Origin of the sequence: Clostridium perfringens, assembly GCF_016027375.1 — a bacterium.
Classification (GTDB): Bacteria; Bacillota; Clostridia; order Clostridiales; family Clostridiaceae; genus Sarcina; species Sarcina perfringens.
Map to the genome: position 1 here is coordinate 1,581,735 of NZ_CP065681.1, position 22,681 is coordinate 1,604,415.

A 22,681-nucleotide genomic window follows, 5' to 3' on the forward strand; every position below is an offset into this window, starting at 1 on the left:
TAAGAAATACCTTATAAGTTTTATTTATTAATTATTTTAATACATCCTTTTTCTTTAAATAATATTTATATATTTAGCGGATAGTGATTAGAGGAAAATTATTTTTATTAAGCCATTGACTCCAACTAATCTTAAAATCATTATTTTGTTCTTTTACATATTCATAAAATTTAGTAAAGAAGTCTAAACGCTCTTTTGAAGGGAAGGAAAGTATAGATTTTTCCTTGATTCCAGAGAGAGTTAATTGTCTATTTATTATTTCATCAAGAGTAGCATTATTATAGTTTTTCATTATATCATACATAATCATAAAAGTTGTTGTTCTTCCTATTCCTTCCTTACAATGGAAATGTAGCCATGAATCTTTTGGCATTGAATTTACATATTGAACAAAAAAATCTACCATTTCGTAAGTAGGAAGCTTCCCATCAGTTACTGGAATTCTAACATAATTCATAGAATTAGCTTTTACTAATTGATTTTCAGAAAGAACTTTCTCGGGGATAACAGTTAGCTTAGGGTCATTAAAAAATTGTATTGGAGTTCCTAAGGTAATACTGTTTAAAAGCTTTCTTTCAGTATCAATAACTTCTGTTCTGGTTAAACCTAAGTTGGCATTATTTTTTTCGCCTTTCCAACTAACAGGATATTCATTAATAAATCCATGAGATTCTTGCCTTAAATCTACAATTGTTATAGGTAAAGTGGTTTTAATTGAAGTAACTAAAAGTGAAAGGTTATTAGGAGAAAATTGTTGACTTCCTGAAATATTGAGAGTATCTAAACCTTTCATATTAATATTAGATAGGTTTTTTAATCTTTCTAAATCAGATGTTGTTCTAAAATTATTTGGAAGATTATTAATATTTTTAGTATCTAAAACTAAATGTACATCATTATCTTCTGCTGAAACAACTAAAGTATTACTAATAAAAAAGCTAGTAAAAATACTTAATAATAAAAAAATAATAAGTGCGTTTTTCTTAAAATGTTTAAACACAGTAAAATCACCTCAACATATTTTGTAATAAATAATAACTTTAGTATTTCATTAAACAATTTGTTATATGTATTAAAATATGATTTAAGAGATAAATTTTCAATAATATAGCCAAATAAAATAAGCTTTGTGTATAATAATCATAATAAGTTAAGTGAAGGAGTGTTATTTTTGAGTCAAATCTTAAAATCTATAAGTGAAGATGAATTTAAAAATAAAATAAAAATAAGATTTAATAATATATTAGATGGATTTGATAGATATTCAAACGGGCTTTTAGAATATAATGGGGATAATGATTCTTTTAAAATAAAAGAGGGATGTTTTATTAATTTCTTTAATGAAGCATTAGAGCTTAATAAGGGAAAAGTAATAATAGACTTATACATAAAAAACTTAGAAGATGAGAGTTTAGCAAGGCTTTTAGAGGGGTTAGATGAAAGGGATAAAAATATTTTGATAGATAATATCAATAAACAGGAAATAAAAAGTGTTTATTTTGAGCTTCATAATAAAGACTTAATGTCCTTTATAACTAGATTAAATACTAGAGAATTATTCTTTTGCACCATATATTTTATGGAAAAGCCTATGACTATATGGGGAAATTATAATTTGAGTTTTCCTATGTTTTTTGAGGAAAATAATATGCTAGAAATATATAGAGATTTAGCTAAAAAGCATAATTTAGATGTAAGGGGAATAGTATTAAAGTAAGCAATTAATTTTGAGGGAATATATGAAGCTTCTTAATAAATTAGTTATTACTTTCTTTATAACAATATCAGTTATTATTTGTTCATATTTCTTTATGCCTATTAAACTAGAGGCTGCATTTAATATGTTAATAGAAAATCCAGAATTTATAGTTGTTACAGAAAAGAAAAATGATTCTGAATTTAATAGTTATAAAATAGAAGATGAAAATGATATAGCAAATATATATGATGATATTAAGGGAATAAAAATAGTTAAACCTTTTAAAAATCCAGTGATTTTAAATGAGTATAATATATATATGGGAGATGATTATATAAGCTTATCATTAAGTGAAGAATTTATTAAGGTTAATGATGAAACTTTTAGGATAATAGATTCTGGTGATAATTATAAAGAATTACTAAGAGAAATAAAAGAAAGTTTTCTTAATTAAGAGAAAAAGAGAGGAGTTTACTACTCACTCTCTTTTTTATGTATTATTTAACTTCAAATATCCATCCTTCAGGAGCTTCTACATCTCCAAATTGCATTCCAGATAAAAGATCATAAAGTTTTTTAGTAATAGGACCAACTTCAGTTTCGCTATGGAAAACATGAAGTTTATTCTTATATTCTATTCCTCCTATTGGAGTTATTACAGCGGCTGTACCACAAGCGCCAGCCTCAGCGAATTCATCTAAGTTATCTATTAAAACATCTCTTTCTGATACAGGCATTTTTAAATAATCTTTAGCTATTTGCATTAAAGAGTATTTTGTTATACTTGGTAAAATTGATTCTGAATATGGAGTAACAAACTCACCTTTCTTTGTTATTCCAAAGAAGTTTGCAGCTCCAACTTCCTCAATTTTAGTGTGAGTTGCTGGGTCTAAATATATACAATCAGCAAATCCTTTTTTTGCAGCTATTTCATGAGCCTTTAAGCTTGCTGCGTAATTTCCACCAACTTTAGCGGCACCAGTTCCTTTAGGAGCAGCTCTATCATAATCTGCAATCATAAAGTTTACAGGCTTCATTCCACCTTTAAAATAAGCACCAACTGGAAGGCAGAATACTGAAAATATAAATTCAGGAGCAGATTTAACACCTATATTATCACCAACACCTATCATGAAAGGTCTTATATAAAGAGTTGCACCAGTACCGTATGGAGGTACAAATCTTTCATTAGCCTTGACAACTTGCATACAAGCATCTATGAATTTTTCAACTGGTATTTCAGGCATTAAAAGTTTATCACATGATTTATTCATTCTCTTAGCATTTTCATCTACTCTAAAAAGTTGAATCTTTCCATCCTTTGTTCTATAAGCTTTTAAACCTTCAAAACATTGTTGGCCATAGTGAAGGGCAGTTGAAGCTTCACTTATGCTTAATTTGTTGTCTGTAACTAATTTTCCTTCATCCCATTTACCATCTTTATAGTGAGATATGTAACGATAATCTGTTTTCATATAAGAGAAGCCTAGATTATTCCAATCAATAGCTGTCTTTTTATCCATAGTTTAACACTCCTATCAAAATTTAATACTTTTTAATTTTATCATTTTATTTTAAAAAATGAAAGATTAAAATTTAAAAATTGCAAATTAAAATTATTTTAATGTTAAGTTTAAATGATATAAATATTAAAATAATACAAAAAATTAATATTTATTACTAGGTTTAGTATATAAAATTGAAAAGAAATTTATGATATAATGAAAGAAAAAGCAAATGGAAAAGGGAGACGGGTATGGAGAAGTTTTATGAATTAAGTATAAGTGGCGAAGAATCAAAGCTACATAAGATGATAGTGCCAGCTATGATTATTTCCTTGTTTTTAGCAGCAGGAATATTTATTTTTACAGGGCTAATACCTGCTTTGATATTTTTAATATTAATATGTTTGCCTCTTTTTATAGCTAAAAGGTTAACAATGGTTGAATATGACTATGAATTTACTGATGGAGAACTTGAAATAAGTGCTATTTATGAGAGAGTTAGAAGAAAAGTAAAGGGTAACATAAATTTAAGAGAGGTTGAAATTATTGCACCTTTAGGAAATAGTGAATTAAATAGATATTCTAATGTAAAAGTAAAAAAATGTTATAACAATATTCAAGAAGGAAAAATGGTTTATGTAATTGTGGTTAGATGGGAAACTAAAATGGTTGCATATGAAGTTTTAATAGATCAGAAAATGCTTGATTTATTCTTTTTTTCAAATCCACAAAAGGTTATTAGATAATAAAAAAAGGTAGCTTTATTAAATAAAGTTACCTTTTTGATTTTTAAGATTAAATTAAAAGTATGAATAAGTTTTATATAATTAAGTAAGCATATATAAAAATAATACTATATTAGAATTTAAATAACTAAAATTTTAGTATAATATATTAAAAATTAATAATAATAAATTGTAATAAAAAAATGTTATTATGATTAAAGTGACTTGGTATCTATAGTTAGTTATGTATAATAATTTTGAAAAAAAGAAGGCTTATAAATATTTTTAATGTTAAAAATATTTATTTACAATATAAATCTTATTAAAATTATCAATTTATTAAATATTAAAGATTATTATTTAATAAATGGTACTTTATGCTATAATATAAAATAAGATTTAATTAAGAAAATATTTTCCTAGAATATTAGCTTAAAGCTATAACTTTTAAATAATATAGTCAATGTAAAAGCTATAGTGAACATAAAAAAGGGGGCATTAAAATGGAAGTAAAAAAATATGTAGATAATTTAATGGAAGATTTAAAGAAAAATAACCCTGGAGAAAGTGAGTTCTTAGCTGCTGCAGAAGAAGTGTTATACTCTTTAGTACCTGTCTTAGAAAAGAATCCTAAGTATATGGAAGAGGGAATATTAGAAAGAATTGTTGAACCAGAGAGAGTTATAATGTTTAGAGTTCCTTGGGTTGACGATGCTGGAAATGTAAGAGTTAACAGAGGATATAGAGTACAATTTAATAGTGCTATAGGACCATATAAGGGAGGATTAAGATTCCATCCTTCAGTTAATTTAAGCATAATAAAATTTTTAGGATTTGAGCAAATATTTAAGAATTCTTTAACTACTCTTCCTATTGGAGGAGGAAAAGGAGGATCTAACTTTGATCCTAAGGGAAAATCAGATAGAGAGATAATGAGATTTTGCCAAAGCTTTATGAGTGAACTTTATAGACATATAGGACCTAATACAGATGTTCCTGCAGGAGATATTGGGGTTGGAGGAAGAGAAATAGGCTATATGTTTGGTCAATATAAAAAACTTAAAAATTCAGTAGATGCGGGAGTTTTAACTGGTAAGGGCTTAACTTATGGTGGTAGCTTAGCTAGAAAAGAAGCAACTGGATATGGTTTAGTATATTTTGTAGATGAAATGTTAAGAGATAACGGTCAAACAATAGAAGGAAAAACTGTTGTAATCTCAGGTTCAGGAAATGTTGCAATATATGCCACTGAAAAAGTTCAAGAGCTTGGAGGAAAGGTTGTTGCACTTTCAGATTCATCAGGTTATGTATATGATGAAAATGGAATAGATTTAGAGGTTGTAAAAGAAATCAAAGAAGTAAAAAGAGGAAGAATTTCTGAATATGTAAATTATGTTAAAACTGCTAAGTTTACTGAGGGATTTAGAGGAATTTGGAATGTTAAATGTGATATAGCACTTCCTTGTGCTACTCAAAATGAAATAGATAAAAGCAGTGCAAAAACTTTAATTGATAATGGAGTAATTGCTGTAGGAGAAGGAGCAAATATGCCTTCAACTTTAGAAGCTCAAAAACTTTTTGTGGATAATAAAATTTTATTTGCACCAGCAAAAGCTGCCAATGCAGGTGGAGTAGCAACATCAGCTTTAGAAATGAGTCAAAATAGTTTAAGAATGTCTTGGACTTTTGAAGAGGTTGATGCAAAACTTAAAGACATAATGAAAAATATATACTATAATTCTAGAAATGCAGCTTCTGAATATGGTCATGATGGAAATCTAATAGTTGGAGCTAATATTGCAGGATTTAAAAAGGTTGCAGATGCTATGTTAGACCATGGTATTATATAAGAAATACTTTTAAAATAGTTGTTATTTTAAGTATTATATATTTTATAAAGTTTGATATTTAAATTAAAGCTAAACTTTATAGAATAATAAAATAGAGAATATTATTGTTTTAAGAAGAAACTATATTGAATCTTTAAAAATAAAGCTTATAGATTTATCTAGTAATTAGTAAAATATATTAATAAGTTTTATTTAAAGTTTATTTTCATATAGTTTCTTCTGTTTTTTTCTTTTTACTTATGATATATTAAAGGATGTTATGTCAATAATTTATGTTAAATCATAATTTATTTAGAAAGGAAAATAAGTATGGCAAAGATAACTAGTAGAAATAATGATTTCTTAAAAATGCATAGAAATTCAACTTCTCCTAAGGTATATTCTTTATTGATAGAACTTATAAATGAAGATAGAGAAGACTTAGCTAATGAAGTTATAAAAATAGATTATTTAGTTGATTATTTTAATACATGTATCAAAAAAAGAGATAAAAGAGAAGGTAAGGAAACTTTAGAAAGAATAAATTTAAGACTTTCTAAGTTAAAGAAGGAAGGCGTAGATACTTCTCATTTTGAAACTCTTTGTGAGAATATATTAAAAAACAATAAGATTAAACTTTAGAGTTAAAGAAGGATGGGATGCTAATGGATAAATTTTTAAAGTTAGGATTAAGTGAAGAGGTTTTAAAATCTTTAGTAGGATTAGGAATAGAGGAGCCAACAGATATTCAGGAAAAAGCTATACCTGAAATTTTAAAAGGTAAAAATGTAATAGGAAAAGCTGAAACAGGAACAGGAAAAACTTTAGCATATTTACTTCCTATAATAGAAAAGATTGATGATTCAAAAAATGATATGCAAGCTATTATTCTTTCACCAACTCATGAATTAGGAGTTCAGATAAACAATGTTTTAAATGATCTTAAAAGAGGACTTGGAAAAAAGATAACTTCAACAACTTTAGTTGGAAGCGGAAATATAAAGAGACAAATGGAGAAGCTTAAGAATAAGCCTCATATACTTGTTGGAACTACAGGGAGAATTTTAGAGCTTATAAATAAGAAAAAAATAACAACTAATACCATAAAGACAATAGTTATTGATGAAGGTGATAAACTATTAGATTTTATAAACATAAAAGATGTGAAAAGTGTTGTTAAATCTTGTCCAAGGGATACTCAAAAGCTTATATTCTCAGCTACAATGAATGAAAAAGCTTTAGAAACTGCAGATGAATTAATAGGAACTAGTGAGCTTATTCAAGCAAAATCTGCAAACAAGGTTAATGAAAATATAGAACATGGATATTTTCAAGTAGAATTAAGAGATAAAATAGACTTTTTAAGAAAGCTTATACATGCTATAGGGGATGAGAAAAAAATAATAGTTTTTATAAATAATAGCTATAATGTACATAATGTAATTCAAAAGTTAAAGTATAATAAAATAGAGGCAGTTTCTCTTCATGGAAGTGATAATAAAATGGAGAGAAAGAAGGCACTTCAAGATTTTAGAAGTGGAAAAGCTAAGGTTTTAATAACTTCAGATGTATCAGCTAGAGGGCTAGATATTAAGGGAGCTACACATATAGTTAACTTAGATATTCCTATGAATTCTCAAAACTACTTACATAGGGTAGGACGTGTAGGAAGAGCTGGAGAAAAAGGCTTTGCATACTCTTTAGCAGATTATAAAGAAGAAAAAATAATAGTAAAATGTGAAAGACAATTAAAAATAAAAATTCCTAGAGTTTATTTATATGAAGGAAAGATACATGAAACAGAGGTAAAAAAGGTTCCTTCAAATAAAAACAATAGTAAAAAGAAAAGTAATTTACCTAAAAAGGTATATAAAAAAAGATAATTAAATATATATTTTAAGGCATCAAAGAATCCATTTCTTTTGATGCTTTTTTTATTTAAATAGTAGTTTTTATCTATTATTAATTAAGATGATTTTAGAAGAAAATTATTTAATTATAAAAAATAATCTTTAAAAGTTACTAAAGGATTAACAATATTCCAAAATTATTGGAGGGGATTAGGTTATAGGATATAATAGCTTTAACATAATAAATATGTATGTTAGGGAGTGAATATAGGGATGAAAAAGTTTTTAATAAGTGTTTTAGCCTCAGTTATGATAGGGGCTACATTAACCTCTTGTGGAGCTAAAGATAATAATGGAAAAAATGTTGAACAAAGTGATATAAAAATGTCTATGAGTGCTTCAGATATGACAAATAAACTTGTAGACGCTGGTATGGTTATAATGCCTATGCCTGTAGATGATCAAATGGCTAAGGAACTTTATCATTTAAATTTAGATGATGTAGAGGAATATGGAATTTCTGAGACTGGAAGATCACCAGGAAATGCCTTAATTATTATTGCAAAGGCTAAGGAGGGAAAAGTAGAATCAGTAAAAGCGTCTTTAGATAAGGTTCTAGAAGATAAGATTGGAAAAGCTTTTTATCCAGAGGAAAAAGAGATTGCAGAGTCTTCAGAGGTTAAGGTTAAGGGAAATTATGTTTCACTATTTATATTACCACAAGATCAATTAGAAGAAGCAAATAAGATATACGAAGGGGAATTCAAATAAAGGTTAATTCCTATTTAAAGAAATAATAAATTAATAGTTTGATTTTTAAACTTGCTATGCTTAGGGAAAGGAGAAATTTTTTATATTTTTCTGTAAGTATTAGCAAGTTTAACTAATTTATTTATTATTTTAAAATACATATTTTAGATTAGAAGGCATTTAGAGAGAAAGATAATAAAAAAGAGACTATTAAAGTCTCTTAGAAATATAAAATTGAATTTTGAGGATATTTAAAATGGTATTTAGCAGTATTATGTTTATATTTAGATTTTTACCAATAATGTTTATAATATACTACCTAACTCCAAATAAATTTAAAAATTTATCTCTATTAATATTAAGTTTAGTATTTTACTCATGGGGAGAACCAAAGTATTTTATTATAATGCTTTTATCCATAGGAGTAGATTATTCAATAAGTATTTTTATTGAAAAATATAGGGAGAAAAAAATAATCACTAAGGTACTTTTATTTTGCTCTCTTATATTTAATTTAGGTATGCTCATATTATTTAAATATTTAAATTTCTTTATTGAAAATATAAATTTAGTTCTTGGGACTTCTTTATCATTAATATATTTAACCTTACCTCTAGGTATAAGTTTTTATACTTTTCAGACTATGTCATATACCATTGATGTATATAGAGGAAAGATAAAGGCTGAAAGAAATATAATAAACTTTGGAGCTTATGTATGTCTTTTTCCACAGCTTATAGCAGGACCTATAGTAAAATATTCAGACATAAAAAATGAACTTAAAAATAGAAAAATTAAAGTTAATCAAGTTGAAGAGGGGATTACTGAATTCATAATAGGAATGGGCAAGAAGGTTTTAATAGCTAATAATATAGGTCTTCTATGGAATGAGATTCAAGAATTTGGAATGAGTTACGTATCAACTCCTTTATTATGGCTTGGCGTAATAGCATTTTCCTTTCAGATTTATTTTGATTTTAGTGGATATTCCTCTATGGCCATAGGACTTGGAAAGATGCTTGGGTTTGATTTCCCAGAAAATTTTAATTTCCCATATATATCAAGAAGTATTACTGAGTTTTGGAGAAGGTGGCATATTACCCTTGGCGCTTGGTTTAAGGAATATGTTTATATTCCTATGGGAGGGAATAGATTAGGAAAAAAGAGAACAGTAATGAATCTTTTTATTGTATGGTTTTTAACTGGTTTTTGGCATGGAGCAAAATATAATTTTATAATATGGGGATTATATTTTTTCTTTCTTATTGTTATAGAAAAAGTTTTTCTAATGAATTATTTAAATAAATATAAGATTCTTTCTCATATATATGCAATAGTTTTTATAGTTTTTGGGTGGGCACTTTTTTCCTTTGAGGATTTACTTAGTATAAAGTATTTATTTAGAATGAATTTTTCTTTAGATTTTATTTATTATTTAAGAAACTATTTTTTAGTTCTTATAATAGCTATTTTAGGATCTACAAAGTTAATAAATAATATTTATGAGAGATTCATAAAGAAAAATAAATCTTTAGAATGCTTAGTATTAATGATGGTGTTTATATTATCAGTGGCATATTTAGTGGATTCTACTTATAATCCATTTCTTTATTTTAGATTTTAGAAAGGAAATATTTTATGAAAAAGCATCCAATTGTTTATATGTTTTTTTCTTTTATAATGATTTTAACCTTTTTCGATATTGTAAAGAAAGATAATAGTTTTTCAGAATTGGAAAATAGGAATCTTGCAAGGAAACCTATATTTTCAATAAGTTCTTTTTTAGAGGGAAAATATAGAGATAAATATGAAGAGTATATAAATGATAATTTTATTTTTAGAAATCAGTGGATAAACTTAAAATCCATAAGTGAGTACACCCTAGGAAAGTTAGAAAATAACAATATAATTTATGGAAAAGAAAACTATATGTTTGAAAAGAATATTTCTTATGATAAGGAGAGATTTAAAAATAACATAGATTCCATAAATAAATTTATTGATATATATGAGGGCAAGGTTACTACTATGATAGTTCCAAATTCATATACCATTTATGAAGAATATATTCCATGGGGAATAAAGCTTTTAAATCAAGAGAATCTTATAAATGAAGTTTATAAGGCAAATGATAAAGATAGAAATATAGATTTAGTGAGTTTATTTAAGAAGAATAAAGAGGAATATATATATTATAAAACTGATCACCATTGGACAAGTTATGGGGCATATTTAGCATATAAAGCTTATATTGAAAGCTTAGGAGAAAAACCTATTGATTTAAATAGTTTAAAAAAGAATGAAGCTACAGGATTTTATGGAACATATTTTTCAAAGGCTAAGCTTTTTAGTGCAGAAAGTGATATTTTAACTTATTATGATATAGATAATATTACTATGAATATACAGGGGAAAATTTTTGAAAGTTTATATGATTATGATAAGTTAAAGACTAGGGATAAGTACTCAGTATTTATTAGGGGAAATAATGGACTTACTATTATAGAAAATAAAAATATAAAGTTAGGAAAAAAATTATTGATATTTAAAGATTCCTTTGCTAATTCTATAATTCCATTTTTAAGTCAAAACTTTCAGGAAATTCATGTGGTTGATCTTAGGAGTTTTTCATGGAAAGTAAGTGAATATATGAAAAATACGAATTTTGATGAGATATTAATATTATATAATATGGAAAATTTTCTGAGAGATATAAATATTACTAGGATAAAATATTAAATTTGATGTGACATTGTTTGACAATATTCTTGTTTTTTGAGAAAATTAAATTGTTATTTTAGTTTTAGAGAGGTAATAAAATTGAATATAAAAAAATTAGTTATAAGATATGCTTTTCTCTCCTTAATACTAATACTAATTCAAGGCAAAAATGTTTTTGCTTTAGGAGAATCAGAAGTAAGATTCAACAATTTAACATTAAAGGACGGATTATCCCAATCTACTGTAAATAAGATAATTCAAGATAATAAAGGGTATATGTGGTTTGGGACATCAGATGGATTAAATAAATACAATGGACATGAGTTTGTTATTTTTAGAGAATTAGTAAATGATAAAAAGAGTATTAATTCAAGTTTTATATCAGCTCTAATAGAATATGACAATGATAATATTCTTGTTGGAACTAGCAAGGGTATAAGCAAAATAAATGTAATAACAAATGAAGTAAGTAGAATGTTTGAGGATGAAGAGGGAAAAAGCAAGCTATCAAATAATAATATATGGGATATATTAAAGCATAGTGATGGAACTATTTGGATAGCTACTAGAAAAGGGTTAAATATTTATAATCCTAAAACAGGTGATATGTATCAAATTTTTAAAGATACAGAACCTAAGGGGTTAAAAAGCAATGTAGTTACTTCTTTATGTGAGGATAAATACGGAAATGTATGGGTTGGAACAAGCGAAGGTTTAAGTGTAATTAATACAAAGACTAAGGAGATTCAACCTATAAATGATATATTAGATAATGATAATTCGGCAATTTCTAATATTTATAGAGATAGAGATGATAATATATGGATAGTAACAGATAATCATATTATGTTAGTATCAAGCAATTATAAAGATATTACTTATTTTGATAAAGAATTAGAGTCTTTTAAAATATCTCCAGATAGTGTAAATGCCATTTATGAAGATAAATATAATAATTTATGGATATCAACTCAAAATGGATTATTAGAATATAATAAAGAAAATAAAAAAATGCATCTTTTTGAAAGCAGGTATTATGATGATACTAGTTTAGTTAACGATAATGTATTAACTGCATATGAAGATAGAAGTGGATTGCTTTGGTTTGGTACTTATAATGGAATAAGTTTATTAAATCCTAAGCAGCCTTTTAAGCATTATAGAAGAGAGCCTGATAAGGAAAATACTATTAGTGATAATAGTATGAGTGGAATTTATAAAGATTCTGATGGAATGCTATGGCTTGGAACTAACTCAGCAGGATTGAATAAATTAAATACTATGACTGGGGAAGTTACAAATTTTTATAGTAATAATAGTGATGAAAATACCTTAAGTAGCAATGTAGTTTGGCAAATATGTGAAGCTGATAAAGATAATTTGTGGGTTGCAACTCAAGGTGGAGTTAACAAGATAAATAAAAAAAGTGGAAATGTTGAAAGATTAAAGTATCCAGATAATATGAGAGAACGAAATAAAATGGATGCTAGAAATGTTTTTGTGGACAAGGATGGATTATTGTGGATAGGAGCAAGAGGTGGATTACAATCCTATGATGATAAAACAGGAACTTTCACTGATTATTCCAATGTTTTTAAGGCTGTAGGTATAGTTGAGAATGCTGTAACAAGTATTTCACAAGATGAAGAGGGATTTTTATGGATTACTATAGGTATTGATGGTGGTGTAGTAAAGTTTGATAAGGATAAGGGCGTACTAAAAAGCTATTTAAATAATAGTTTTGATAGCAATAGTCTTATAAATAATGGAGTGCGTTGCTTAGAAAAAGATTCAAAGGGAAATGTTTGGATTGGGACTGAAGCGGGATTAAGTAAACTAGATCCTAAAACTGATAAATTTACTAACTATACTGTTGTAAATGGATTAGCTAATAATTTTATATATGGAATACTTATAGATGAAGAAGACAATCTTTGGATAAGTACAAATGATGGTCTATCTAGATTTGATCAAAAAACAAATAAGTTTATAAATTATACTGCCATGGATGGGCTACAAAGTAATGAGTTTAACGGCAGATCTTATTTTAAAAGTAAAGATGGAGAAATGTTTTTTGGTGGAATAAATGGGGTAACTGCATTTTATCCTAAGGACGTTTTAAAATTATCAGACAATAGAAATAAGAGCAAAGTAGTAATAGATGAAATTAAGGTTAATAATAAAACTTATCCATACTATGGGGGAACTCTTAGCTTAAAATATAATGAAAATAATATATCCATTGATTTCTTTTTGCCAGATTATTTAAATACAACAAAAACTACTTATGAGTATAAGTTAGAAGGTGTTGATGAAGAGTGGACTTTTGCTAATAAAAGAAATAATGCTAATTATACTACCTTAGATTCTGGAACATATAAGGTTTTAATTAGAGCCAGGGATAACCATGGAGATTTAACTCCAGTGACTGCTCTAGACTTAAAGATTGCGCCACCACCATGGCGTACACCAACGGCTTATTTAATATATTTTTCAAGTGCAGTAATAGTTATTTTCTTAATGTGGAGTTATGTAACTGCCTTAGAGAAAACTGTTAAGAAAAGAGCTGAGCAACTTAAAAAAGAGGCTAAGGAAAAAGAAAAACTTTATATAGAAAAAGAGAAGCTTTATAAAGAAGCAGCGGATCTTAAAGATGAGATGATAAAAAGGCAAAAATTCAAAAATGATTATTTCGTAAATCTTTCACATGAGCTTAGAACTCCATTAAATGTGATATTAGCTACAGTACAGCTAATAAAACTAAAGAATAAGGAAGATTGCTTAGGAAAATATCAAGTGGAAGATTATACTAATACTCTTAGAAATAATGCTGATCATTTGCTTAAGATAATAAATGATATAATAGATTCATCTAAAATAGAGTCAGGTGCATATAAATTGAATATAGAAAAGCAGGATATAGTTTCTTTAGTTGAGGATACGGCTTTAAGTTTAAAAGCTTATATTGAAGAAAATAATTTAGATATTATAATAGATCCTGAAATAGAAGAATTAGATGTAGAATGTGATAAAAATGAGATTGAAAGATGTGTTATAAACCTTTTATCTAACGCTATAAAATATACTCATGGACATGGTACAATTGAAGTTTTCATAAGAGAGTGTGAAAATGAAACTGTAGAAATTGCTATAAAAGATACTGGAGTTGGAATATCTAAGGAGCAACAAAAGATTATATTTGATAGATTTGTACAAGCTGATAGCATATCTAAAAAACAATATAGAAGTAGTGGTATAGGCTTAACATTGGTAAAAAGTATAATAGAACTTCACCATGGTACAATAAGAGTAGAAAGTGAACTTAATAAAGGAAGTACTTTTATAATCACATTACCTATAAGACAAGAGAAAAGTAAATAACTAATTTTAAAAAAGAGAGTATATTAAGAGAACTTTAATAAAACTTACAAACAAGGTAAAGATTTAATCTTCCTAATAAGTTTGTAAGTTTTATTTAAAGCTATCTTGGGAAGCTCTCTTTTAAATTTTGTATTATTTTTAGGGTGGAATTTTAAAGTGGAATTAATCATAAGCTTTAGATAAAGAATATTATTTAGGGAGAAAAATATGCTTGATTTAAAAAGGTGTGCAATAAAAATGGCTTCAAATATAAAGGTAGTTGATAGTAAAAGGGGAAAAGTTACATTAAAGAATGATTTAATATTAAGAGGATTAAGAAATAACTGTGAATATGAAGAGCTTATTAAAGAAGCAATAATGACAATGAAGGAAATAAATAAGGTTGAATTCTTTTATGAAAAATTAAATTTAGTAATTTCTTATGATTGCACAGTTACCTCTGAAAAGAAAGTGGTAATTTGGATAAAGTCAATAATAGAAATAATTCTTGATAATTATGAAGAATTAAAAAGTATTGTGGAAAAGAATAATAAAGAAGAATTGATAAATTTTATTTTACCTGAACTTAAAAAGGAAATTAATTTAAATAAATATAAGGTAAAGTAACTTTGAAAATATGGGAATATATAATGATTTAAATAAGTATTATAATGTGGTAAAATATTTAATACTAGGGAAAGTTTTAGTATGAGGAGGGTAGCCTATAAGAATGGTTTTCTTATAGGTTTTTTTTATTAAAGGAGGAGTTAATGAAATATAAATTAAGTAAATTATTTATTGTTAAATCTATTATTCTTAGATTTTTAATTTTTTCACTTTTATATTTAGGTTTAAGCTTAGGATTTTATAGATTAAAAAGTTTTAGTAGCTTTAACCAATTAAATGGAATTATGGATAATACTTTATGGGTTTTACAATTATTAATTACAGTTATATTTATTATATCAGTATTAATATGTCCAATAATTAAGTATTTTACGTGGTCTTATTTTATATTTAGTGATTTTATTGAGATTAGATATGGAGTGTTATTTAAAAGATATATATGTATAAAAAGGAATAATATAAAATACATAAATGTATGCGAAAATCCAATAGATATGATTTTAAGAATAAAGAGCATAAATATTTATACTGCCGGAGGGAAAGTTAGTATTCCAGCAATTAATAAGGAGCAGGTAGAATTTTTCAATTATATAGTTCAGGAGAGAGTTTAGGGGTGAAAAATGAATTTTTATAAAAAAAATCATTGGTGTAAAATTTTTATAACCTTTTTTAAGCTTATGAAAAATACTTGGCCAGTAATAATATTTTTAGCTTTGAAATTCAATGATTATATTGTGGAAATAACCTCTATTTCTATAGGGTTAATTTTAATTTTTTCTGTGGTGAAATGGTTTAATACAAGTATTTTAATTGAAGAAAATTTTTTAATATACAGAGAAGGGGCTCTACTTAAGGAAGAAATGGTGATTCCTTTAAGGAGCATATCCTTAATAGAGCTTGAAAGAAATATAATCTATAGAATTTTTAAGCTTAGAAAGATAAAGATTGATAGTGTATATCCTTCTTCAAAGAAAAATGCAGAAATAATAATGGTATTAAAAAAGAAAGATTTAGAATCCCTTTATGGAAACTTAAGTTATAGGATGAGGAATTTAATACATGATGAAAGAGAAATAAATCAAACCTTAGTCTATAACATATCAGCTGTTCATTTGATTTTACTTTCAATGCTTAGAAACAACATATTATTAGGAATAGGGGTTTTATATTCAAGCATACATTTTATGAGTAAGATATACAAGGGATTAAATCAAGAATTAATCAGTTTTTTCAAGAATGTTATTGAGGAAAATGTAATATCTAGAGATACAATATTAGCAATATTTTTATCAGCACTTTTTTTATTTAGTATTTTATTATTAATAGTATTGATATTTTCTGTCTTAGCAATATTATCTAAGTATTATAAGTTCACAATATATAGGAATAATAATTATTTAAAAGTTGAGTATGGATTAATAACAAGAAGAAGCTATTCAATTCCAATGGAAAGCATACATGCAGTAAAAATAGAGCAAAATATTATAAATCAAATATTTAAGTTCTATACTATAAAATGCTGTGTAGTTGGATATGGAAATAGTATTAAGGAAGATGAACTTATATTTCCTTTATGTAATGAAAAGGGATATAGAGATATATTAAAAAATCTTATTCCAGAGTTTATATTTGAAGGGGAAGTGTACAGGCCAGAAAAGAAAGATTTAAGAAGATTTTTCACAATTCCAATACAAGTTGCGCTATATTCTAGTATAGGATTTTTTTTATTAACTAATGAGATATGGCCTCTTTTAATAAGCGTGCCTGTAGTTATTATTGAGAGAACTTTGCTATATAAAAATACTAAAATAGGTTTTGGAAAGGATTTATATTATGTTAGCTATAAATCTCTTAATAGAAGACAAATTTTTATAAAAAGATCTAGTATGGAAGAAATAAGAGTAACATCAAATCCACTTCAAATAAGAAAAAAGCTTGGTAATTTTAAGCTGAGATTTTATTCCCAAAAGAAACTTGATTGGATTAAATTAAAGAACTTAAAATTAGAGATTTATGATGAACTAAAGAAATGGGCCTAATAAAAATATAGGATTTTATTTGTTAAGTAAATATATTTAAGGTAGTATATTATTAGAGATATTACATATATGTAGTATCATGAAAGGATGATTTTATTGAAGAAATTAGTACTAGCAGAAAAACCTAGTGTAGGTAGAGAAATTGCCAAGGTTTTAAAATGCAATAATAATAAAGGAAGTTATATTGAAGGAAAGGATTATGTAATAACTTGGGCTTTAGGCCATTTAGTAGAATTACAATCTCCAGAAGATTATGATAACAAGCTTAAAACATGGTCTATGGAAACTCTTCCAATGCTTCCTAAGCATATGAAACTTAAGGTTATTAAAAAAGCCACTAAGCAATTTTATGAAGTTAAAAAGCAAATGGAAAGAAAAGATATAGATGAAATAATAATAGCCACAGATGCTGGAAGAGAAGGGGAGCTCGTAGCACGTTGGATAATAGAAAAAGCCCATGTTAAAAAGCCTATAAAGAGACTTTGGATATCCTCTCAAACAGATAAAGCTATCTTAGATGGATTTAAAAATCTTAAACCAGGAGAAAATTACAATAACTTATATAAGGCTGCTCAGTGTAGAGCTGAGGCTGACTGGTTAGTTGGTTTAAATGTTACTAGGGCCTTAACTTGTAAATATAATGCTCAGCTTTCAGCAGGAAGGGTTCAATCACCTACCTTAGCAATGATAGTTCAAAGAGAAGAGGATATTAAAAACTTTAAACCAAAAGAGTATAGTACTATTTTAATAGAAACAGATAAATGTAATTTTACATGGATAAATAAGGATAATAATTCAAGAATATTTAAAAATGATTTTAAAGAAAAAGTTGTTTCTAATTTAAATGAGAAGAAAATAGGAAAAATAATCAATATAAATGAAAGTAATAAAAAGAAATTTTCTCCTCAATTATATGATTTAACTGAGCTTCAAAGAGATTGTAATAAAATTTTTGGATATTCAGCAAAACAGACCCTTAATATAATGCAAAGATTATATGAAAATCATAAACTTCTTACATATCCAAGAACTGATTCAAGATATATTTCAAAGGACATAGTTTCTACTATTCCAGATAGATTAAAAGCTGTAGCTACAGGAGAATTTAGAACTATAGCAAATGATTTATTAAAAAATCCTATAAAAGCAAACAAAAGTTTTGTAGATGATAATAAGGTTTCTGATCACCATGCTATAATTCCAACAGAGGAAAAAGGAAACCTAGCTAATTTAAGTTCTGATGAGAGAAGAGTTTATGAGCTTGTAGTTAAGAGATTTCTAAGTGTATTAATGCCTCCATTTGAATATATTCAAACAACTTTAACTGGTGAAGTTAATGGAGAAAAATTAATTGCAAAGGGAAAAGTAGTTAAAGCTAAAGGATGGAAGAAGCTTTATGATAGAGAAGTTGATGATGAGGGAGAAGAGGATATAAAAGAACAAGAACTTCCTAAATTAAAAGAGGGAGATGAATTTAAAGTTCTTAAGGTTAATGTTAAAAAAGGAGAAACAAAGCCACCAGCAAGATTTAATGAGGGAACTTTATTATCTGCTATGGAAAATCCTCAAAAATTTATATCAGTAGATAAATCTTCAGCAAAGACTTTAGGAGAAACTGGAGGACTTGGTACTGTTGCAACTAGAGCAGATATTATAGAAAAATTATTTAATTCCTTTGTAATAGAAAAGAGAGGAAAGGAAATAATTCCAACTTCTAAGGGAAAACAACTTATAGATTTAGTACCAAAGGATTTAAAGTCACCACTTTTAACAGCTAATTGGGAAGAGATGTTAGAGAGAATAAGTAAAGGAAAAGGTGATTCTAAGAAATTTATAAAAGATATAAGAAACTATACTGTTGCTTTAGTTGAGGATGTTAAGCTTGGAGAAAGTAAATTTCATCATGATAACTTAACAGGGAAAAAATGTCCTCAGTGTGGTAAGTATATGCTTGAGGTAAAAGGCAAAAATGGAACAATGAATGTTTGCCAAGATAGAGAGTGTGGATATAGAGAAAATATATCTAGAATAACTAATGCTAGATGTCCTGAGTGTAAGAAAAAGCTAGAGCTTAGGGGACATGGAGAAGGTAAAATATATGTTTGCCCGGGAGTAAATTGTAACTTTAGAGAAAAAGAATCTCAATTTAAAAAGAGATTTGAGAAAAATAACAAAACAAATAAAAGAGAAGTAAATAAAATAATGCAAAAGATGAAAAAGGAAGCAAATGAAGATGTAAATAATCCTTTTGCTGATCTTTTAAGTGGTCTTAAATTTGACTAATTAAATTTTAAAAACCATATCAAATTTACCTAATAAAATTTATAAAATCTGATAAAAATATATTTATTTAAGAGTCATAAATTTTATTTTAGAGTTTGATATGGTTCTTTATTTTTATAATATAAAATTAGGTTGTAAATAATTAGAAAATAAAATTTGTTACAATAAATTGTTATTTTGTATATAAAAAATTAATATAAACAAGTTAATGTTATTATAAGTATATATTTTATGAAGATTATTTAAAGGGTACTTTATTATACTAAGTAGAAAAAATTATGGTTATTTGAATTTGAGATTTAGGAGGGGCAAATGAGGGGTAAAAAAATATGTAAATCCTTAGAGGGAGATGGAGTTTTAAGTTATTCTGTAAAAGAAAGATTTTTTAGTGATTTAAAAGAATTTGTAGATATAAGTGAAGATATTAATAAGATTAAAAATCTAAAGGAATTTACTATTGTTATAAAATTTAGAAGCAATATAAATAGTGGGGATAAAACTTTATTTAGCATATTAAATTCAACAAAAAACTCTAGTGAATTGGTTTTAAGATTAAGTGATGGAAAGTTAAATCTTTATATAAGGGAAAATCATAATTTACTTTGTCATATAAAATCAGCAAAAAAATATGGTGATAATTCTTGGCACATAGTAATTATGTCCTTAGGAGATTGGGGAATAAAACTATATGTTGATGGTAATGAAGTAGGGTATTTAAAGAGTCCTATTAATCTTAGTATGATTACAGAACTTAATTCTATGAATATAGGAAGAGCTTTAGATAATAAAGGAGAAGGTATAAGGCATTTTCATGGGGATATAGATTACTTAGATTTATATGACAGATGCTTAAGTAGAGAAGAAGTAAAGGAATTAAGTAAACAAGAAGTAAAAATTGGATATGATATTCCTTTTATAGATTTATCAAAGGATAAGGATAGACAGGTTTTAGTTGATAAAGAAGAAGGAGTTTACTTAGGACATCCATCAACAGTTCTAATGGATGATAAGAAAACCATGTATGTTGTTTATCCAAAGGGACATGGTGTAGGACCAATAGTTCTTAAGAAAAGCGAGGATTCAGGATTAACTTGGAGTGAAAGATTAGAAACACCAGTAAGCTGGAATAATAGTGAGGAAACTCCTATTATATATAAAATAAAGAAGCCAAATGGTATAAGTAGAATTGAAATGATATCTGGAATGCCAAGAGGTGGAGAAAAGGGATTTAGAACCTCATATTCAGATGACTGTGGAAAAACATGGAGTGAATTTAAACATTATTTTCCTACAGGTAAATATGGAGGAATAGTTGCTCACGCTAGTTTAACTAGGCTTAAGAATAAAAAGGGAGATATGGATAATAAGTGGCTTGGAATTTTTCATGATCTTAATTATAATAACTGGAAAACTTATTTAAGCTTTGATGAAAGTGGAGAAGAGGTTTGGACAGAGCCAGTTAGGCTTTTAGAAGAGCATAACTTAATAGAAAAGACTGCACAGTTATGTGAAATTGAAGTATTACGTTCTCCTGATGGAAATCAATTAGCTTTAATAGCTAGATCACAAGGTAAGAAAAACAATTCTATGATTGCATTTTCCAATGATGAAGGTGAAACTTGGACTGAGCCTTTAGAACTTCAAGGAGCTTTAATGGGAGAAAGACATAAAGCAACTTATGATCCTATATCAGGAAGACTACTAATAACTTTTAGAGAAATAATAAGAGATTCAAAGAAAACAGGAGATAAAAATGACTGGGTAGCTGGTCACTGGGTTGCTTGGGTAGGAACCTATGATGATTTAGTTCATAATAGAGAAGGGCAATATAGAATAAGACTTATGGAAGATTTTACTCCTACTGAAAAATCAGGAGATTGTGGATATGCAGGAAACGAAGTTTTAGATGATGGAACTTTTGTATTAACTTCCTATGGCTATTGGGAAAAAGATTATAACAAGCCATATATAAAAAGCTTAAGAGTAACTTTAAAGGAAATTGATGAAATAGTTAGAGAGATGGTATAGATTATTGTTTATGAAAAAAATAATATAAATAATTTTAAATTTATTTAACTCTATTCATTTAATAACTTATTTACATTAAATAAGCAAAAAAGGATAGAGTTACTTTTTTATAAAATAATATAAATTTTTCTTTTGAGTATACTATTTGTATAGAGAAATATGTTATTTAAAAACTTAATATTAATATTAAAAAAGTACATAAAATAAAACTATTCTGTAATAAAAAACTTACCATTTCAAAAGTGAAATTTTTATATAATAAAATAAATTAAGTTGTGTTTTGGAGGTATTATGAGTAAGGAGACTTTGAGCAAAAGAAAAAAGAAGAATTTAGAGAAAAAATATATACGAAGAAGAATTGGGGTAGTATTAATTGCTATAGTTGCTTTAGTCTTTTTAGGGACAAGAATTGCTTTAAATCATAAAGTTGAAGTAGCTAAGGGCAATACAGGTGATGAAGGTGAAAATAAAGAATTAGTGATGGAAGAAGCTACAGTTGAGCTTCCACAATATAAATCAACAGATATTGTTCCAGGTAGAAATGTTACTTTTGATGGTAAAAATTATGCTGTTAATGTAAAAGATGTAAGTAAAATGGTAGAAGGTTCTTATGAAGGAAATGAAAAATATGTCTTTCTTACCTTTGATGATGGACCAAGTCCACTTACAGAACAAGTTTTAGATATATTAAAAAATGAAAATGTAAAGGGGACTTTTTTTATGTTAGGTTCTAGACTAGACTCTGGACAAGCACCTAAGGAGAGTTTAAAAAGAGCCATAGAAGAGGGGAATGCTATAGCCAATCACAGTTATAGTCACAATTTTAAAAAGCTTTATCCAGGAAATATAACAGATGTTAATTATTTTATGGATGAATTTAAAAGAACAAATGATATAATGAGGGATGTTCTTGGTGTTGAGTTTGATACAAATGTTTTAAGAATGCCAGGAGGGTATAATAGTAGAGTATATTATAAGGATAGAAATTTAGAAGAGTTAAATAATAATTTAGAGAGTAATAAAATAGTAAGTATAGATTGGAATGCTTTAAATGGTGATGCAGAAGGAAAACCTTATACCTTAAATGAAATGATTGATTATGTAAAAAGAACATCAAGGGGAAAAAATCAAGTAGTTTTACTTATGCATGATACCTTTGGAAAAGAAAAGACAGTAAAAGTATTACCTGAAATAATAAAATATTATAAAGAAGAAGGGTATGAGTTTAAAACCATAAGTGATGCTAATGTATAAAATTAAGAGAG

General features: G+C 26.6%; 18 protein-coding genes. 16 read left to right on the forward strand and 2 right to left on the reverse strand.

Annotated elements, in window-relative coordinates; all coding sequences use genetic code 11:
• Positions 1-73: 73 nt before the first annotated feature.
• Entirely contained in the window at positions 74-1,000 is a 927-nt protein-coding gene (locus tag I6G60_RS07735) for a fused DSP-PTPase phosphatase/NAD kinase-like protein (protein WP_011590872.1), read from the reverse strand.
• Between the two features lie 171 nt (positions 1,001-1,171).
• Between I6G60_RS07735 and I6G60_RS07740 the strand changes: the two genes are divergently transcribed.
• Both I6G60_RS07740 and I6G60_RS07745 read left to right on the forward strand, forming a co-directional pair.
• Entirely contained in the window at positions 1,172-1,717 is a 546-nt protein-coding gene (locus tag I6G60_RS07740; protein ID WP_041702707.1) for a hypothetical protein, read from the forward strand.
• Between the two features lie 22 nt (positions 1,718-1,739).
• Positions 1,740-2,153 carry a hypothetical protein gene (locus I6G60_RS07745; RefSeq protein WP_110034689.1) on the forward strand — a complete coding sequence of 138 codons (414 nt, stop codon included), beginning with the start codon at positions 1,740-1,742 and terminating at the stop codon, positions 2,151-2,153.
• Between the two features lie 43 nt (positions 2,154-2,196).
• On the opposite strand, the gene I6G60_RS07750 is transcribed toward I6G60_RS07745, so the two are convergent.
• The gene (locus tag I6G60_RS07750; RefSeq protein ID WP_003456091.1) at positions 2,197-3,222 is read right to left on the reverse strand and encodes a branched-chain amino acid aminotransferase; all 1,026 of its coding nucleotides are present in this window, start codon (positions 3,220-3,222) and stop codon (positions 2,197-2,199) included.
• 233 nt (positions 3,223-3,455) lie between these two features.
• Between I6G60_RS07750 and I6G60_RS07755 the strand changes: the two genes are divergently transcribed.
• From I6G60_RS07755 to I6G60_RS07820, 14 genes are all read left to right on the forward strand, one after another.
• Entirely contained in the window at positions 3,456-3,950 is a 495-nt protein-coding gene (locus I6G60_RS07755) for a hypothetical protein (RefSeq protein WP_003455916.1), read from the forward strand.
• A gap of 482 nt (positions 3,951-4,432) precedes the next feature.
• Positions 4,433-5,779: an NADP-specific glutamate dehydrogenase gene (gene gdhA / locus I6G60_RS07760; RefSeq protein ID WP_011010487.1), complete on the forward strand. Its 1,347-nt coding sequence runs from the start codon at positions 4,433-4,435 to the stop codon at positions 5,777-5,779.
• A 309-nt stretch (positions 5,780-6,088) separates the two neighbouring features.
• A complete protein-coding gene (locus I6G60_RS07765) occupies positions 6,089-6,400 on the forward strand; it encodes a hypothetical protein (RefSeq protein ID WP_003452013.1) in 312 nt (103 codons plus the stop codon).
• 23 nt (positions 6,401-6,423) lie between these two features.
• Complete coding sequence (locus tag I6G60_RS07770) at positions 6,424-7,641, forward strand: DEAD/DEAH box helicase (protein WP_138329754.1); 1,218 nt, start codon at positions 6,424-6,426, stop codon at positions 7,639-7,641.
• 240 nt (positions 7,642-7,881) lie between these two features.
• Positions 7,882-8,379: a DUF4358 domain-containing protein gene (locus tag I6G60_RS07775; RefSeq protein ID WP_111744244.1), complete on the forward strand. Its 498-nt coding sequence runs from the start codon at positions 7,882-7,884 to the stop codon at positions 8,377-8,379.
• Positions 8,380-8,614: 235 nt separating this feature from the next.
• Complete coding sequence (locus I6G60_RS07780) at positions 8,615-9,982, forward strand: MBOAT family O-acyltransferase (RefSeq protein WP_003455894.1); 1,368 nt, start codon at positions 8,615-8,617, stop codon at positions 9,980-9,982.
• A gap of 14 nt (positions 9,983-9,996) precedes the next feature.
• The gene (locus I6G60_RS07785; RefSeq protein WP_003455977.1) at positions 9,997-11,097 is read left to right on the forward strand and encodes a DHHW family protein; all 1,101 of its coding nucleotides are present in this window, start codon (positions 9,997-9,999) and stop codon (positions 11,095-11,097) included.
• A gap of 81 nt (positions 11,098-11,178) precedes the next feature.
• Positions 11,179-14,460, forward strand: a complete 3,282-nt coding sequence (locus tag I6G60_RS07790) for a ligand-binding sensor domain-containing protein (protein ID WP_197925697.1) — start codon at positions 11,179-11,181, stop codon at positions 14,458-14,460.
• A gap of 207 nt (positions 14,461-14,667) precedes the next feature.
• Positions 14,668-15,066 (forward strand): hypothetical protein, encoded by a 399-nt coding sequence (locus I6G60_RS07795; protein WP_003455939.1) that lies wholly within the window; start codon positions 14,668-14,670, stop codon positions 15,064-15,066.
• A 143-nt stretch (positions 15,067-15,209) separates the two neighbouring features.
• A complete protein-coding gene (locus I6G60_RS07800) occupies positions 15,210-15,677 on the forward strand; it encodes a PH domain-containing protein (RefSeq protein ID WP_003456094.1) in 468 nt (155 codons plus the stop codon).
• Positions 15,678-15,686: 9 nt separating this feature from the next.
• A complete protein-coding gene (locus I6G60_RS07805; RefSeq protein ID WP_003456035.1) occupies positions 15,687-17,105 on the forward strand; it encodes a PH domain-containing protein in 1,419 nt (472 codons plus the stop codon).
• A gap of 96 nt (positions 17,106-17,201) precedes the next feature.
• Positions 17,202-19,388 carry a DNA topoisomerase III gene (locus I6G60_RS07810; RefSeq protein WP_151220961.1) on the forward strand — a complete coding sequence of 729 codons (2,187 nt, stop codon included), beginning with the start codon at positions 17,202-17,204 and terminating at the stop codon, positions 19,386-19,388.
• A 312-nt stretch (positions 19,389-19,700) separates the two neighbouring features.
• Positions 19,701-21,416: a sialidase family protein gene (locus I6G60_RS07815; RefSeq protein WP_003456009.1), complete on the forward strand. Its 1,716-nt coding sequence runs from the start codon at positions 19,701-19,703 to the stop codon at positions 21,414-21,416.
• Positions 21,417-21,707: 291 nt separating this feature from the next.
• Positions 21,708-22,670, forward strand: coding sequence for a polysaccharide deacetylase family protein (locus I6G60_RS07820; RefSeq protein ID WP_003455997.1), 963 nt, complete (start codon positions 21,708-21,710; stop codon positions 22,668-22,670).
• Positions 22,671-22,681: the final 11 nt, after the last annotated feature.